Annotated in this window: 11 protein-coding genes; 2 read left to right on the top strand and 9 right to left on the bottom strand. The window is 69.6% G+C overall.

From position 1 onward, the window contains the following. Positions 1-182, top strand: a 182-nt coding sequence (locus ASC99_RS40690; protein ID WP_235583066.1) for a hypothetical protein, incomplete at its 5' end; no start/stop codon positions are given. A 106-nt stretch (positions 183-288) separates the two neighbouring features. Here the strand turns inward: ASC99_RS40690 and ASC99_RS18885 are convergent. The 9 genes from ASC99_RS18885 to eccD form a co-directional block, all read right to left on the bottom strand. After that, the gene (locus tag ASC99_RS18885; RefSeq protein ID WP_057233531.1) at positions 289-1,974 is read right to left on the bottom strand and encodes a ribonuclease J; all 1,686 of its coding nucleotides are present in this window, start codon (positions 1,972-1,974) and stop codon (positions 289-291) included. Between the two features lie 173 nt (positions 1,975-2,147). After that, entirely contained in the window at positions 2,148-3,047 is a 900-nt protein-coding gene (gene dapA, locus ASC99_RS18880; protein WP_057233529.1) for a 4-hydroxy-tetrahydrodipicolinate synthase, read from the bottom strand. A 228-nt stretch (positions 3,048-3,275) separates the two neighbouring features. Continuing rightward, positions 3,276-3,998, bottom strand: a complete 723-nt coding sequence (gene thyX / locus ASC99_RS18875) for an FAD-dependent thymidylate synthase (protein WP_057233527.1) — start codon at positions 3,996-3,998, stop codon at positions 3,276-3,278. Next, the gene (locus ASC99_RS18870; RefSeq protein ID WP_057233525.1) at positions 3,995-4,456 is read right to left on the bottom strand and encodes a hypothetical protein; all 462 of its coding nucleotides are present in this window, start codon (positions 4,454-4,456) and stop codon (positions 3,995-3,997) included. The genes thyX and ASC99_RS18870 overlap by 4 nt, the downstream gene beginning before the upstream one ends. Before the next feature lies 1 nt (position 4,457). Then, the gene (gene dapB / locus ASC99_RS18865) at positions 4,458-5,198 is read right to left on the bottom strand and encodes a 4-hydroxy-tetrahydrodipicolinate reductase (protein ID WP_057233523.1); all 741 of its coding nucleotides are present in this window, start codon (positions 5,196-5,198) and stop codon (positions 4,458-4,460) included. A gap of 13 nt (positions 5,199-5,211) precedes the next feature. Next, positions 5,212-6,591 carry a pitrilysin family protein gene (locus tag ASC99_RS18860; RefSeq protein ID WP_200948358.1) on the bottom strand — a complete coding sequence of 460 codons (1,380 nt, stop codon included), beginning with the start codon at positions 6,589-6,591 and terminating at the stop codon, positions 5,212-5,214. Between the two features lie 67 nt (positions 6,592-6,658). Continuing rightward, a complete protein-coding gene (locus tag ASC99_RS18855) occupies positions 6,659-8,875 on the bottom strand; it encodes a polyribonucleotide nucleotidyltransferase (RefSeq protein WP_057233519.1) in 2,217 nt (738 codons plus the stop codon). 421 nt (positions 8,876-9,296) lie between these two features. Then, a complete protein-coding gene (rpsO, locus tag ASC99_RS18850) occupies positions 9,297-9,587 on the bottom strand; it encodes a 30S ribosomal protein S15 (RefSeq protein ID WP_057233517.1) in 291 nt (96 codons plus the stop codon). A gap of 154 nt (positions 9,588-9,741) precedes the next feature. Beyond that, a complete protein-coding gene (eccD, locus tag ASC99_RS18845) occupies positions 9,742-11,199 on the bottom strand; it encodes a type VII secretion integral membrane protein EccD (RefSeq protein WP_057233515.1) in 1,458 nt (485 codons plus the stop codon). 361 nt (positions 11,200-11,560) lie between these two features. On the opposite strand from eccD, the gene eccCa reads away from it, so the two are divergent. After that, positions 11,561-15,508 (top strand): type VII secretion protein EccCa, encoded by a 3,948-nt coding sequence (eccCa, locus tag ASC99_RS18840; protein ID WP_057233513.1) that lies wholly within the window; start codon positions 11,561-11,563, stop codon positions 15,506-15,508. Positions 15,509-15,538 lie beyond the last annotated feature (30 nt).

Below are 15,538 nucleotides of genomic sequence, written 5' to 3'. Positions count from 1 at the left end.
CGTTGACTTTTGGCACGCTGTTGAGTTCTCAAGGAACGGACACTTCCTTCGAGCCGCTTATCAGGCGGACCCTCCGGGCGCTTCGTTCTTTCGTGTTTCAAGCTTATCAGATGTTTTCCGCTCCGTTTTCCGGAGTTGATTTCATCTTTCGGCTTTTGCCTTTCGGCGCTCCCGAACTCTAGCAGAGTTTCTCGGGCTGCTTTCTCTCCTCGAATTCACTCAGAGAAGTTTCGGCGGCCTCTTGGGGCAACCCGGAGAACATTACGCACCGGGCTGCCCCAAGTCAAATCAGACCTCGACCACGACCGGCAGGATCATCGGCCGGCGACGGTAGTTGTCCGCCACCCACTTGCCGATGATGCGCCGGACCTGCTGCTGGATCTGCCGGACCTCCAGCACGCCGTCGCTGGCGGAGCGGTCCAGGGCCTCCTGGAGCTTCGCCACCACGGGGCCGAACGAGTTGTCGTCGATGCCGGAGCCGCGCGCCTGGATGGTCGGGCCGCTCACCATCTTCCCGTTGGTCGAGTCGACCACCACGAAGACCGAGATGAAGCCCTCCTCGCCGAGGATCCGGCGGTCCTTCAGGGTGGGCTCGGTGATGTCGCCGACGGACGAGCCGTCGACGTACACGTACCCGGCCTGGACCTTGCCGACGATCTTCGCGACGCCGTTCTCCAGGTCGACGACGACGCCGTCCTCGGCGATGACCGTGCGGTTCTTCGGGATGCCGGTCTTGATGCCGAGGTCGGCGCAGGCCCGCAGGTGGCGCCACTCGCCGTGCACCGGCATCAGGTTCTTCGGCTTGCAGATGTTGAAGAAGTACAGCAGCTCGCCCGCCGAGGCGTGGCCCGAGACGTGCACCTTGGCGTTGCCCTTGTGGACGACGTTGGCGCCCCAGCGGGTCAGGCCGTTGATGACCCGGTAGATCGCGGTCTCGTTACCGGGGATCAGCGACGAGGCCATGATGACGGTGTCGCCCTCGACGATCCGGATCTGGTGATCGCGGTTGGCCATCCGGGACAGCGCGGCCATCGGCTCGCCCTGCGAACCGGTGCAGACCAGGACGACGTCCTTGTCCGGCAGGTCGTCCAGGGTCTTGACGTCGACGATCATGTTGCCCGGCACCTTGAGGTAGCCGAGGTCACGGGCGATGCCCATGTTGCGGACCATCGAGCGGCCGACGAAGGCGACCTTGCGCTTGTGCTCGTGCGCGGCGTCCAGCACCTGCTGGATGCGGTGCACGTGGCTGGCGAAGGAGGCCACGATGATGCGCTTGTCCGCGTTGGAGAAGACGGTGCGCAGCGCGGCGGAGATGTCCCGCTCGTGCGGGATGAAGCCGGGGACCTCGGCGTTGGTGGAGTCCACCAGCAGCAGGTCGATGCCCTCCTCGGCCAGCTTGGCGAAGGCGGGGAGGTCGGTCAGCCGGCCGTCCAGCGGGAGCTGGTCCATCTTGAAGTCACCGGTGGCGACGATCATGCCGGCCGGGGTGCGGACGGCGACCGCGAGGGCGTCCGGGATGGAGTGGTTGACCGCGATGAACTCGCAGTCGAAGGGGCCGATGCGCTCGCGCTCGCCCTCCTTGACCTCCAGCACGTACGGGCGGATCCGGTGCTCGGCGAGCTTGGCCTCGATCAGCGCGAGGGTCAGCTTGGAGCCGATCAGCGGGATGTCCGGGTTCTCCCGGAGCAGGTACGGGACGGCCCCGATGTGGTCCTCGTGGCCGTGCGTCAGGACGATGCCGTCGATCTTGTCGAGCCGATCCCGGATGGACGAGAAGTCCGGCAGGATCAGGTCGATACCGGGCTGCTCGTCCTCCGGGAAGAGGACGCCGCAGTCGATGATGAGCAGTCGGCCGGCGTGCTCGATGACGGTCATGTTGCGACCGATCTCGCCGAGCCCGCCGAGCGGGGTGATGCGTACGGCGCCCGGCTTGAGAGCGGGGGCTGCGCCGAGTTCGGGGTGCGGGTGACTCAAAAGACTCTCCTTACGACGCACGCCATATGCCAAGGGGTTCGCGCCCTGGGGACATATGGCGTACGTGCTCGATGGTTTCCTACTTGCCAAATCCTGGTGCTTCGCGCCGTCGTTCCGGTTCAGCGGCAGACCTCGAGAGGTCCGGCGAGCCGGGGCGCGCACGTCTTGTCCTGCTACAGGTGTACCCCGCCGGCGGCGAGATCCTCCCTCAGTTGTGCGATCTCCTCCGGCGTGGCGGAGATCAGCGGCAGCCGGAGCGGTCCGGCCGGCTGGCCCTGCAGGGTGAGCGCGGCCTTGGTGAGGATCACGCCCTGGGTCCGGAACATACCGCTGAACACCGGCAGCAGACCCTGGTGGATCGCTGCGGCCTTCGCCACGTCCCCCGACTGATACGCGTCGAGCAGGGTCCGCAGTTCCGCGGCGACCACGTGGCCGACCACGCTGACCACTCCGACCGCACCGACCGACAGCAGCGGCAGGTTGAGGATGTCGTCGCCGGAGTACCAGGCCAGGCCGCTGCGGGCGATCGCCCAGGACGCCGCGCCGAGGTCGCCCTTGGCGTCCTTGTTGGCGACGATCCGCGGGTGCTCGCCGAGCCGGACCAGGGTCTCGGTGGCGAGCGCGACGCCGCTGCGGCCGGGGATGTCGTAGAGCATCACCGGGAGCTCGGTGGCGTCCGCGATCGTGACGCTGTGCCGGTACAGACCCTCCTGCGGGGGCTTGCTGTAGTACGGCGTGACCACCAGCAGGCCGTGTGCCCCGGCGGCCTCGGCCTGCCGGGCCAGCTCGACGCTGTGGTGGGTGTCGTTGGTGCCGCACCCGGCGACGATGTGTGCGCGGTCTCCTACCGCCTCCACCACGGCGCGGACCAGCTGGGCCTTTTCGGCGTCGCTGGTGGTCGGGGACTCGCCGGTGGTGCCGTTCAGCACCAGGCCGTCGTTGCCGGAGTCCACGAGATGGGCGGCGAGGCGCTGGGCGCCGTCGAGATCGAGGCCGCCGTCGGCGGTGAACGGGGTGACCATCGCGGTCAGGACCCGGCCGAAGGGCGTCTGGGGGGTGGAGGTCGGAGCCATGCGTCCAAAACTACTCGTAGGCGGCCGGGGGGTACCCAGGCCGGTCCAGGGTTCGGACAGGTGAGTGGTGTCGCGGAGCTGCCGTCAGCTCTCCCGAGATGGGATTCCGGTGCTGCGTGCTCGGGGGTTCAAGCAGCACCGGAATCCTTGACCCGAGCCTAGGGAGCGCCTCGGAGGGTCGCAATCCAGAGGTGTCGCGCGAGCCACTCAAATGCCCATCGGTCCAGGTCAGGGGGCTACGCGGCCGTGCTTCTCGAAGGCCGCATGGGTGAGCGGCATGAGCTTGGCCCACTCCGCCTCCATGCCCTCGGCGACCATCTCGATCTCGCGCTGCGGGAAGGACGGCACGGTGGCGTTCTCCTTCTTCGTCCGCAGCGAGAGGAAGTGCATCAGCGAGCGCGCGTTGCAGGTCGCGTACATCGAGGAGAACAGACCGACCGGCAGCACCGCCCGGGCCACCTCGCGGGCGACTCCGGCGTCCAGCATCTCCTGGTACGCGGTGTAGGAGGCCCGGTAGGACGCCTCCATCGCCTCGGCGGTGACCTTGGCCTGCTCCGGGGTGCCGTCGACGAACTCGTAGCGGCCGGGGCGGCCCTGCTGAACCAGCTTGCGGTCCGGACCGGGCACGTAGAAGACCGGCTCGAGGTTGCGGTAGCGGCCGGACTCCTCGTTGTAGGACCAGCCGCTGCGGTGCCGGTGGAACTCCCGGAAGACGAAGATCGGCGCGCTGATGAAGAAGGTCATCGAGTTGTGCTCGAAGGGGGTGCCGTGCCGGTCGCGCATCAGGAAGTTGATCAGACCGGCGGACTTCTCCGGGTCCTGCGCCAGCGCCTCGAGCGACTGCTCGCCCGCGGTGGAGACCCGGGCGGACCAGACCACGTCCGAGTCAGCGGCCGCGCTGCGCACCAACTGCACGGTGACGTCGTCGCGGAACTTCACTTCGCTGCTCACTTCGTACTCCCAATCTGAACTGTGCTGCCGTGCAGCTTGATGGCGTGCTGCATGGTCTTTCGGGCCCGCGGCGTGTCACCTGCGTCGGCGTACGCCACGGCGAGGCGGAAGAACACCCGCCAGTCCCCCGGGCTCCGCTCGGCCTCGGTCTGCCGGCGGGCGAACACCTCGTCGGCCGAGGCCCGGTCGATCCGGCCGCCGCTGGTGCGGCGCAGCTCGTCCACCGGCAGGCCGTCCTCGGCCTCCAGCTCGCGGGCCAGCTGCTCGCTGGCCCGGCCGAACCGCACGGTCTGCCGGAGGAACCAGACGCCGATGGCGGGGATGACGAAGGCGCAGGCGCCCAGGCCGATGCCGAGCGGCTTGCCGGTGGCGATCAGCTGGACGCCCTCGCCGACGCAGATCAGCGAGACCAGCAGCAGTGCGGCCGAGAGCACGAAGAAGCCGGTACGGGAGGTCATCTCAGAGGTCCAGGAAGTGTTCGAGGCCGAAGGTCAGCCCCGGAGTCTCGACCACCCTGCGGACGCCGAGCAGGATGCCCGGCATGAAGCAGCTGTGGTGCAGCGAGTCGTGACGGATCGTCAGGGTCTCGCCGGTGTCGCCGAGCAGCACCTCCTGGTGCGCCAGCAGGCCGCGCAGCCGGACCGAGTGCACCGGCACGCCGTCCACGTCGGCGCCCCGGGCACCCGGCAGGCCGTGCGTGGTCGGATCGCTCTGCCGGGGCAGGCCGGCCGCCTCGCGGGCGGCGGCGATCAGCTGGGCGGTGCGGGCGGCGGTGCCGCTGGGGGCGTCCGCCTTGTTGTTGTGGTGCAGTTCGACGACCTCGACGGTCTCGAAGTACTTCGCGGCCTGCTGGGCGAACTTCATCGAGAGCACGGCGCCGATCGAGAAGTTCGGCGCGATCAGCACGCCGACCTCCGGCGAGGAGGCGAGCCAGCCGCGCAGCGTGGCGAGCCGCTCCTCGGTCCAGCCGGTGGTGCCGGTGACCACGTGGATGCCGTTGCGGACGCAGTACTCCAGGTTGGCCATCACCGCGTCGGGGTGGGTGAGCTCGACGGCGACGCGGGCCCCCTTCAGCTCCTCCAGCGCGGAGTTCCGGCTCAGGGTGGCGACCAGCTCCAAGTCCGGAGCGGCCCCGACGGCCTTGACGGCCTCGGAACCGATCCGGCCGGTGGCGCCGATCACGGCGACGGGCAACGACATCTCAGTAGTCCTCTCAGGCCAACAGGCCGGCGAGCGCGTCGGCCCGCTTCTTGGTGATCGGGCCGATCAGCGCGAGCGAGGGCCGGTGCGCACCCAGCACATCACGCGCCACCTCCTGCACGTCGGCCAGGGTGACCGAGGCGATCTTCTCCAGCATCTCGTCCACCGACAGGTGGTGGCCGTAGCTGAGTTCGGCCTTGCCGATCCGGTTCATCAGTGAACCGGTGTCCTCCATGCCGAGCACGGTCGAGCCGGAGATCTGCCCGATCGCCCGGGTCAGCTCCTCCTCGGTGATGCCGTCGGCGACCACCTTGGCGAGCTCCTCGCGGCAGATGTCCAGCACCTGCTCGACCCGCTTGGGCTGGCAGCCGGCGTAGATGCCGAACAGGCCGCTGTCGGCGTAGGAGGAGGAGTACGAGTAGACCGAGTAGGCCAGCCCGCGCTTCTCCCGGACCTCCTGGAACAGCCGGGAGCTCATCCCGCCGCCGAGGGCGGCGTTCAGCACGCCGAGCGCCCAGCGGCGGTCGTCGTGGCGCGGCACGCCGGGGACGCCGAGCACCAGGTGCGCCTGCTCGGTGGAGCGGTTGAGCACCTCGACCCGGCCGGCCGTCCGGACCGCGCGGACGCCGCGGCGGACCTCGGCGGGGTGGCCCTTGGACTTCTCCAGCACCGGCGCGAAGGCCTTCTGGACCATCCGGACCACCCGGGCGTGGTCCAGGTTGCCCGCTGCCGCGACGACCAGCTGCTCGGGCTTGTAACGGCGGTGGAAGAAGCCCGCGATCTGATCCCGGGTCAGCCCCTTGACGGTCTCCTGGGTGCCCAGGATCGGACGGCCGAGCGGGGAGTCGCCGTAGATCACCTGGGCGAACAGGTCGTGCACCACGTCGCCCGGGTCGTCCTCGGCCATCGCCATCTCCTCGAGGATGACGCCGCGTTCGGCCTCCACGTCCTCGGGGCGGATCAGCGAGCCGGTGAGCATGTCGCAGACCACGTCGATGGCCAGCGGCAGGTCGGTGTCGAGCACCCGCGCGTAGTAGCAGGTGTTCTCCTTGGCGGTGAACGCGTTCATCTCGCCGCCGACCGCGTCCAGCGCGGCCGAGATCTCCAGCGCGTTGCGCCGGGCGGTGCCCTTGAAGAGCAGGTGCTCCAGGTAGTGCGTGGCGCCGTTCAGCGCCGGGGTCTCGTCCCGGGAGCCGACGCCGACCCAGATGCCGAAGGTCGCGGAGCGGACCGTCGGGAGAGTCTCGGTGACGACCCGCAGACCGCCGGGCAGGACGGTACGGCGTACCGTGCCGGCCCCGTCGACGCCCTTGAGCAGGGTCCGGGTGGAGCCAGGGCGCTGCTGCGCCGCGGAGGCCTGAGCCACGGGCCTTCCTTCCAGAACTTCAAGAATTACGGGAGAACAGGGTGCGGCCCGCGCACTCCGGGGAGCGCGCGGGCCGCAGGGTACTAAAGGTGCGTCACTCGGAGGCCGGAGCGGCGTCCTCGACGCCGTCCTCGCCCTCGACGACCGGGATCAGCGAGAGCTTGCCGCGCGGGTCGATCTCGGCGATCTCGACCTGGACCTTGGCACCGACGGCCAGCACGTCCTCGACGTTCTCCACGCGCTTGCCACCGGCGAGCTTGCGGATCTGCGAGATGTGCAGCAGGCCGTCCTTGCCCGGCATCAACGAAACGAACGCGCCGAACGTCGTGGTCTTCACCACGGTGCCCAGGTAGCGCTCGCCGACCTCCGGCATGGTCGGGTTGGCGATCTGGTTGATCGTCGTACGGGCAGCCTCCGCCGAGGGACCGTCGATGGCACCGATGTAGATGGTGCCGTCGTCCTCGATGGTGATGTCCGCGCCGGTGTCCTCCTGGATCTGGTTGATCATCTTGCCCTTCGGGCCGATGACCTCACCGATCTTGTCCACCGGGATCTTGATGGTGATGATGCGCGGGGCGTTCGGCGACATCTCGTCCGGAGTGTCGATCGCCTCGTTCATCACATCGAGGATGTGCAGACGCGCGTCCTTGGCCTGCTTGAGGGCGGCGGCCAGGACCGAGGCCGGGATGCCGTTCAGCTTGGTGTCGAGCTGCAGCGCGGTGATGAAGTTGCGGGTACCGGCGACCTTGAAGTCCATGTCACCGAACGCGTCCTCGGCACCGAGGATGTCGGTCAGCGTGACGTAGTGCGTCTCGCCGTCGATCTCCTGCGAGATCAGGCCCATCGCGATACCGGCGACGGCGGCCTTGAGCGGCACACCGGCGTTCAGCAGCGACATGGTCGAGGCGCAGACCGAGCCCATCGAGGTGGAGCCGTTGGAGCTCAGCGCCTCGGAGACCTGGCGGATCGCGTAGGGGAACTCCTCGCGGGTCGGCAGCACGGGCAGGATCGCCCGCTCGGCCAGCGCGCCGTGGCCGATCTCGCGGCGCTTCGGCGAACCGACGCGGCCGGTCTCGCCGACCGAGTACGGCGGGAAGTTGTAGTTGTGCATGTAGCGGCGACGCGTCTCCGGGGAGAGCGTGTCGAGCTGCTGCTCCATCCGGAGCATGTTGAGGGTGGTGACGCCCAGGATCTGGGTCTCGCCACGCTCGAACAGCGCCGAGCCGTGCACCCGCGGGATCGCCTCGACCTCGGCGGCCAGCGTACGGATGTCCGTGACGCCACGGCCGTCGATGCGCACCTTGTCGGTGATGACGCGCTCGCGGACGATCTTCTTGGTCAGCGCGTTGTACGCGGCGCTGATCTCCTTCTCACGGCCCTCGAACTTCGGGAGCAGCTTGTCGGCCGCGACGGCCTTGATGCGGTCGATCTCGTTGTTGCGCTCGACCTTGCCCGGGATGGTGAGGGCCTTCGCCAGGTCGCTCTTGACGGCGTCCGAGAGGGCGGCCAGCACGTCGTCCTGGTAGTCCAGGAAGACCGGGAACTCGCCGGTGGGCTTGGCGGCCTGGGCGGCCAGCTTCGCCTGCGCGGCACAGAGCACCTTGATGAACGGCTTGGCGGCCTCGAGACCGGCGGCGACGATCTCCTCGGTCGGGGCCTCGGCGCCGTCGGCGACCAGCTTGATGGTCTTCGCGGTGGCCTCGGCCTCGACCATCATGATCGCGACGTCACCGTCGGGCAGCGCGCGGCCGGCCACGACCATGTCGAAGACGGCGTCCTCGAGCTCGCTGTGGGTCGGGAAGGCCACCCACTGACCCTTGATCAGCGCGACGCGGACGCCGCCGATCGGGCCGGAGAACGGCAGGCCCGCCAGCTGGGTGGACGCCGAGGCGGCGTTGATGGCCACCACGTCGTACAGGTGGTCGGGGTTGAGCGCCATGATCGTGCAGACGACCTGGATCTCGTTGCGCAGGCCCTTGACGAAGGACGGGCGCAGCGGGCGGTCGATCAGACGGCAGGTGAGGATCGCGTCCTCGGACGGACGGCCCTCACGACGGAAGAACGAGCCGGGGATGCGGCCCGCGGCGTACATCCGCTCCTCGACGTCGACCGTCAGCGGGAAGAAGTCGAAGTGCTCCTTCGGCTGCTTGGAGGCGCTGGTGGCCGACAGCACCATGGTGTCGTCGTCCAGGTAGGCCACGGCCGAGCCGGCGGCCTGACGGGCCAGCCGGCCGGTCTCGAAACGGATGGTGCGGGTACCGAAGCTGCCATTGTCGATGACGGCCTCGGCGTAGAACACGTTCTCTTCCACCTGGAAGATCTCCTCTTTCGTACGGTTCCCGAGGAGCGCCCCTGCGCTTGCCTTCCGGCGGGCCCTGGGCAGTTCGGGCCGGTCTTCGATCGAAGCCTCCGGGCGGTCCCTCTCACTGGGGACTCCCGACGGCCACTACCGAGGACCGGCGCCTCTCGGCTGCCTGGTCGGCGGTCGCGTGTGGACGCTCCTTGGGACGCGGGCGGCTTCCGTTTGAAGCCTTCGGCCCGCTCGGTGATGTCTCTGCTGCCACGGTTCGGCCGACTCGCTGTCGGCGTCATGACCGGGCATGCCCCTCACCTTACAAATTCACACCCTACTCAGCCTGCCATTACCACGCGTGTGGTGCGGCGGGCCGAGCGGGACGATGCAGCGAGGGGCGGCTCCCCGGTGACGGGGAGCCGCCCCTGACGCGGCGGTGTTAGCGGGCGCCGCCGGCGGCACCGCGGCGGATGCCCAGGCGCTCGACGAGGGTACGGAAGCGCTCGATGTCCTTGGCGGCCAAGTACTTCAGCAGCCGGCGGCGCTGGCCGACCAGGATCAGCAGGCCACGACGCGAGTGGTGGTCGTGCTTGTGCAGCTTGAGGTGCTCGGTCAGGTCCGAGATACGACGGGAGAGCATGGCGACCTGGACCTCGGGAGAGCCGGTGTCGCCCTCCTTCTGGCCGAACTCGGTGATGATCTGCTTCTTGACGTCAGCGGCGAGAGCCACGGCATCTCCTTCAAGGTTTCCGAGTGACCCCTGGTAGACGACACAAGGATCTGACTGAACTCGGACTGCCCAAGAGTACCAGCGCCCGCCGTCCCCCCATTCCGCGGGGTGACGGCGGGCAGGTGGACGGCGGGCGGGTGACAGGTGGCGGGTCTCAGCTGGTGGCGCCGCGCACCAGGCCGTAGATGTCGAGCACGGCCAGCGCGAGCGGGACGAGCGCGATCAGCATCAGGCTGTCCACCATGTCCAGGATGCGGCCCCAGAACGGGGACACCCCGGACTTGGGGACGACCAGGGCGATGCCGGTCAGGATGGCCGCACCGGCTGCGATCGAGGCGGCCAGCCAGACCGTGCGCAGGTCCACCGCGGTGTCGCTCTTGGCGCTCAGGATGAACTGCGGGGTGTGCAGCGAGAGGCCGATCACCAGCAGCGCCAGGCCGGCCAGCCCGGCGATGGTGAGCGCGAAGACCTGACCGGTGTAACGGAACAGCCGGGCCCGCAGCATGGTGGTCATGCCGACCGCGAGGGCGAGCAGCTCGGCCCACATCCGGTCGCTGAAACCGAGCACGGCGCAGGAGCCGACCAGCACCGCGGCGCAGCCGCCGACCAGGCCGACCAGCACCTCGTGGCCGCGGCGGGCCTGGTGCGCGATCCGCTCGTACTGGACGGCCTCCGAGCGGCTGGCCTCCTCGGCGTAGCCGGCACTGCGGGTGCTGGTCTGGCCGGGGGCGTTGAAGCCGACGGGGAGGCGGGCGAAGCGGGCCGAGAGGGCGGGCAGGAAGCCGATCGCGGCGACGGCGGCGACGGCGGTGACGGCCGCGATGTCGGTGGCCGAGGTGTCGGACATCAGCACGGCGGCGAACGAGGCCAGGGTGCCCGCGGCGGCCAGGAAGGAGGAGGCCACGAAGACCGAGTCCTTCTCCGGCAGCATGCCGACCAGCAGGACCGAGACCACCAGCACGGCGACGCAGCCGACCAGCAGCTGGATCCGGCCGGGACCATCGCCGACGGTGGAGACCGCGATGATGCCGGACCCGGCGATCAGCGCGTGCGGCAGGGCGCCGAGGCCGAGCGCGAGGCCCGCGTCGTGGTCCTGGTAGACCCGGGCCCGGACGGCGGCGAAGGCGACCAGCACGACGGCGATGACGCCGGACAGGATGCCGGGCAGGCCGTTCATGTCGTGCCGCAGGTCGGAGAACCAGAGCGCGAAGCCGAGCAGCCCGAGCAGCACCCCCGCGCCGATCAGACCGAAGGAGCGCATCAGCTCCGGGCCCCAGAACCGGCGGTCGGCGGCGACCGCGCTGGCGATCGCGTCGGCCACGTCGTCGTAGACGGCCGGGGGCAGCGACTCGGCGAACGGACGCAGGCTCAGCAGGTCGCCGTCCCGGATCTGCTGGGCGGCCAGCGGCAGTCCGCTGTCCAGCACGGTGCCGTCCCGGCGCACCAGGTGGAAGCCGGTCGGCGCGCCGTCCACCTGGGTCTGGCCGGAGAGGCGCAGTACCTCGGGGTAGATGTCCGCGAGCGGCACATCCTCCGGCAGTGCGACGTCGATCCGGCTGTCCGGTGCCACGACGGTGACCCGGCAGAATCCGGTCGTAGCGTTTGAGCTCACCGGCGCTTCCCCCTGTTGCTGTGTCCGTTGGTCAGCTTGACGCCCTTGGCGGATGGGAACGCAGCCCTGTTCATCAATGCGGGCGATCCGACCAAGAGTTGGCGCGGCGACACCCTACCGCCAGATGGGGTACGGAGCGATACCGGCCCCCGGACGCACCGTCAAGCCGTGGCCTGCCAGCCGAGTTACGCCCCCGCGCTCGAACAGATCGGGGCCGACCAGTAGGATCGGCCCCTGCGCGAGGCGTACGGGGGCGAGACGCGCGACCCGTGAGTGCCTGCGATCGGCGGAGCGGGGGCGGCGTCATCACACGGGGCGCCCTCATCCCGTACGTATCCCAGTTGCGTGAGGGTTGATGCCAGTGAGTGTGATTACGGTCAAGCGCCCGGCCCGGGCGTATCCGCCGCCGGTGCCGGACGATGCAGTGGAGCTGGTGCCTCCGCCCGAGTTGCCGCGGGGCGGTGGCGAGGACTGGATGATGTCCCTGTTGCCGCTGCTCGGCATGGGTGGTTCGGCGGCCTTCCTCTTCGGCGGCCAGGGCCCCATGAAGATGATGGGTGTCCTGATGGTCGCCTCCACCGCCGGTATGGCGGTGGCCCAGATCGTCAAGGCCCGCAAGGGCGGCAGTGCGGGGACCGCGGACGAGCGCCGCGACTACCTCAAGTACCTCCAGCAGATGCGCCGTCAGGTCCGCCGGACGGCGGACCGGCAGCGCGGTGCGCAGCTCTTCCTGCACCCGGAGCCGGACCAGCTCTGGTCGATCGTCACCGAGGGCCGTCGGCTCTGGGAACGGCGGCCGACCGATCCGGACTTCGCGCAGATCAGGCTGGGCCGTGGGCCGCAGCAGCTCAGCACTCCGCTGAAGGCGCCGGAGACGGCGCCGCTGGACGAGCTGGAGCCGCTCTCGGCGGCCGCCATGAAGGACTTCCTGACCGCCCACGGCACCCTGCACGACCTGCCGTTGGCGATCTCGCTGCGCGCCTTCTACCACATCACGGTCTGCGGCGACCCGGACACCGTCTACGGCAACGTCCGGGCGATGCTGGCCCAGTTGACCACCCTGCACTCCCCCGACGACCTGGTGGTCGGCGTGGCCGCCGCACCGGGTGCGATCGACGAGTGGGAGTGGGCGAAGTGGCTGCCGCACACCCAGCACCGCAAGGAGAGCGACGGCGCGGGTTCGCGCCGGCTGATCGCCGCCGGTCTGGGTGAGCTGGAGGTGCTGCTGGCCGACGAGTTGGCCGGGCGCAAGGGCTTCGCCCGGGACGCCGTGGCCTCGCCGGACCAGCCGCACCTGGTGATCGTGATGGACGGCGCCGCGGTGCCGCACGACTCGGTGCTGGCCGGCGCGGAGGGCGTCGAGGGCGTCACCATCATCGAGGTCGTCCCGGGTGACCTGGACGAGCCCAGTGGCCACCTGGTGATCACGCTGGCCAAGGACGAGCTGCTGCTGGAGTCCGCCTCCGGTGCCTCGTACTCCGGCAAGCCGGACAGCCTGTCCTCCTGGCAGTCCGAGGCGCTGGCCCGGCAGTTGGCCCCGTTCCGGGTCTCGGCGGGCGGCGACGACGGCGACCCCTCGCTGGTCTCGATGGACTTCACCGAGATGATGGACACCGGCGACCCGGGTGCCTTCGACCCGGCCCGGATGTGGCGTCCGCGCCCGATGCGGGAGAAGCTCCGGGTCCCGCTCGGGGTCGGTACCAACGGCGAGTACGTCTGGCTGGACATCAAGGAAGCCTCGCTGGAGGGCATGGGCCCGCACGGTATGTGCGTCGGCGCGACCGGTTCCGGCAAGTCCGAGGTGCTCCGCACCCTGGTGCTGGCGCTGGCCGTGACGCACTCCTCCGAGGTGCTCAACTTCGTGCTCGCCGACTTCAAGGGTGGCGCGACCTTCGCGGGTATGTCGGAGATGCCGCACACCGCCGCGGTGATCACCAACCTCGAGGGTGAGCTCACCCTGGTCGACCGCATGCGCGACTCGATCGAGGGCGAGATGAACCGCCGTCAGGAGCTGCTGCGGACGGCGGGCAACTACGCGAACATCAACGAGTACGAGCGGGCCCGCGCCGCCGGTGCCGCGCTCGACCCGCTGCCCTCGCTGGTCATGATCATCGATGAGTTCTCCGAACTCCTCAGCGCCAAGCCGGACTTCATCGACCTGTTCATCCAGATCGGCCGGATCGGCCGTTCGCTGGGTATGCACATGCTGCTCGCCTCCCAGCGACTGGAGGAGGGCAAGCTGCGCGGTCTGGACACCTTCCTGTCCTACCGGCTCGGCCTGCGCACCTTCTCGGCCGCCGAGTCGCGGGCCGCGATCGGTGTGCCGGACGCCTACCACCTGCCGCCCGTCCCCGGTGTCGGCTACCTCAAGTTCGGCTCCGACGTGATGGAGCGGTTCCGGGCGGCGTACGTCTCCGGTGCCTACCGTCCGCCGGGCGCGGTCCGGGTCACCGGCGGCCGGGCGGTCACCGCTCTGCCGGTGCTGTTCACCGCGGCCGAGGTCGCGGTGATCGAGCCTGAGGTGGAGGAGGTGATCGAGGAGGTCGCGGAGATCGACGACTCGCTGCTGGACACCATGCTGGACGTATTCGTGTCCCGCATGATCGGCCAGGGCCCGCCGGCCCACCAGGTCTGGCTGCCCCCGCTGGAGTCCGCACCGACCGTCGACCAGCTCGTCCCGCCGCTCCAGGTGACGCCCGAACGCGGGCTCACCTCACCGGAGTTCGGTGCGCTCGGCCGGCTGGTGGTGCCGGTCGGCATCGTCGACAAGCCGCGCGACCAGCGCCGCGACGTGCTCTACCAGGACTACTCCGGCGCGGCCGGTCACGGTCTGATCGTCGGTGGCCCGCGCTCCGGCAAGTCCACGATGATCCGGACCATGGTGGCGGGCTTCGCGGTCACCCACACCCCGGTCGAGGCGCAGTTCTACCTGCTCGACTTCGGCGGTGGCGGCTTCCAGGGCCTGCAGGGCCTGCCGCACGTCGGCGGGGTGGCCGGGCGACTGGACGTGGAGAAGGTCCGACGGACCATCAGCGAGGTGCACGGCGTGCTCAACCGCCGTGAGGAGCTGTTCCGGGCGACCGGGATCGACACCATCGCCACGTACCGGACCAAGCGGGCCAACGGCCAGCTCCCGGACGAGCAGTTCGGCGACGTCTTCCTGATCATCGACGGCTGGCTCACCTTCAAGCAGGAGTTCGAGTCCCTCGAACCGGTCATCGCCGACATCGGCCAGCGTGGTCTCGGCTACGGCGTGCACATCATCCTGACCGCCGCCCGGTACGCCGAGGTCCGCCCGGCGCTCAAGGACCTGCTGCAGAACCGCACCGAGCTGCGGCTCGGTGACTCGATGGAGTCCGAGATCGACCGCAAGGTCGCGCAGAACGTCCCGGCCGGGCAGCCAGGCCGCGGTCTCACCGCGGACAAGCTGCACTTCCTGTCCGGTCTGCCCCGACTGGACGGTTCCTCGGAGATCGAGGACCTGGTCGACGGTGTCACCGACCTGGTCGAGCAGATCGCCTCGGCCTGGACCGGACCGCGCGCCCCGCAGGTCCGGATGCTGCCCCAGGTGCTGGACGGCAACTCGCTGCCCAAGGGCTTCGAGCGGCCCGAGCTCGGTATCGCGTTCGCCGTCGACGAGGTCGAACTCGCCCCGGTGTTCCTCAACTTCGAGACCGACCCGCTCTTCGTGGTGTTCGGTGAGAGCGAGTCCGGCAAGTCCGCGGTGCTCCGGATGCTGATCAAGCAGATCACCGAGCGGTACACCCCGGACCAGGCCGGCATCGTGGTCGGCGACTTCCGCCGCTCACTGCTCGGTGTGGTGCCGCCGGAGTACCTGGTGGAGTACGCGGCGGCGGCGCCCGCCATGCAGGCGATCGTGGAGATGCTCCGCGGCGCCTGCGGGCGACGGCTGCCTGGCCCGGACGTCACGCCGGAGCAGCTGCGCAACCGCAGCTGGTACACCGGCAAGGACATGTTCGTGATCGTGGACGACTACGAGCTGGTCGCCACCTCCTCGGGCAACCCGATGGCACCGCTGGCCGAGTTCCTGCCGTTCGCCCGCGACATCGGCCTGCGCATCATCATCGCGCGCAACGCCGGTGGCGCCGGACGCTCGCTGTTCGAGCCGATCATGCAGCGGATGAAGGAGCTCGGTGGTCAGGGCCTGATCATGTCCGGCGACAAGAACGAGGGTGCGCTGCTGGGCACCGTGAAGCCGCAGCCGCTGCCCCCGGGCCGCGGCCAACTGGTGACCCGCCGTCAGGCGGCCGGCCACACCGTCCAGGTGGGCTGGCTCCCGGCGCCGTAACGGGCCGTCGCGCAACGGGCCGTGGCCCCT

The organism is Kitasatospora sp. Root107 (genome assembly GCF_001424875.1).
Classification (GTDB): Bacteria; Actinomycetota; Actinomycetes; order Streptomycetales; family Streptomycetaceae; genus Kitasatospora.
Note: the sequence above shows the minus strand (reverse complement) of the source record. Positions and strands in the feature narration are given on the sequence as shown.

Bases quoted from the DNA above. Each gene is read 5' to 3' on its own strand.
- dapA (WP_057233529.1), bottom strand. From the start codon at position 3,047: ATGGCTCCGACCTCCACCCCCCAGACGCCCTTCGGCCGGGTCCTGACC.
- ASC99_RS18870 (WP_057233525.1), bottom strand. From the start codon at position 4,456: ATGACCTCCCGTACCGGCTTCTTCGTGCTCTCGGCCGCACTGCTGCTG.
- dapB (WP_057233523.1), bottom strand. From the start codon at position 5,198: ATGTCGTTGCCCGTCGCCGTGATCGGCGCCACCGGCCGGATCGGTTCC.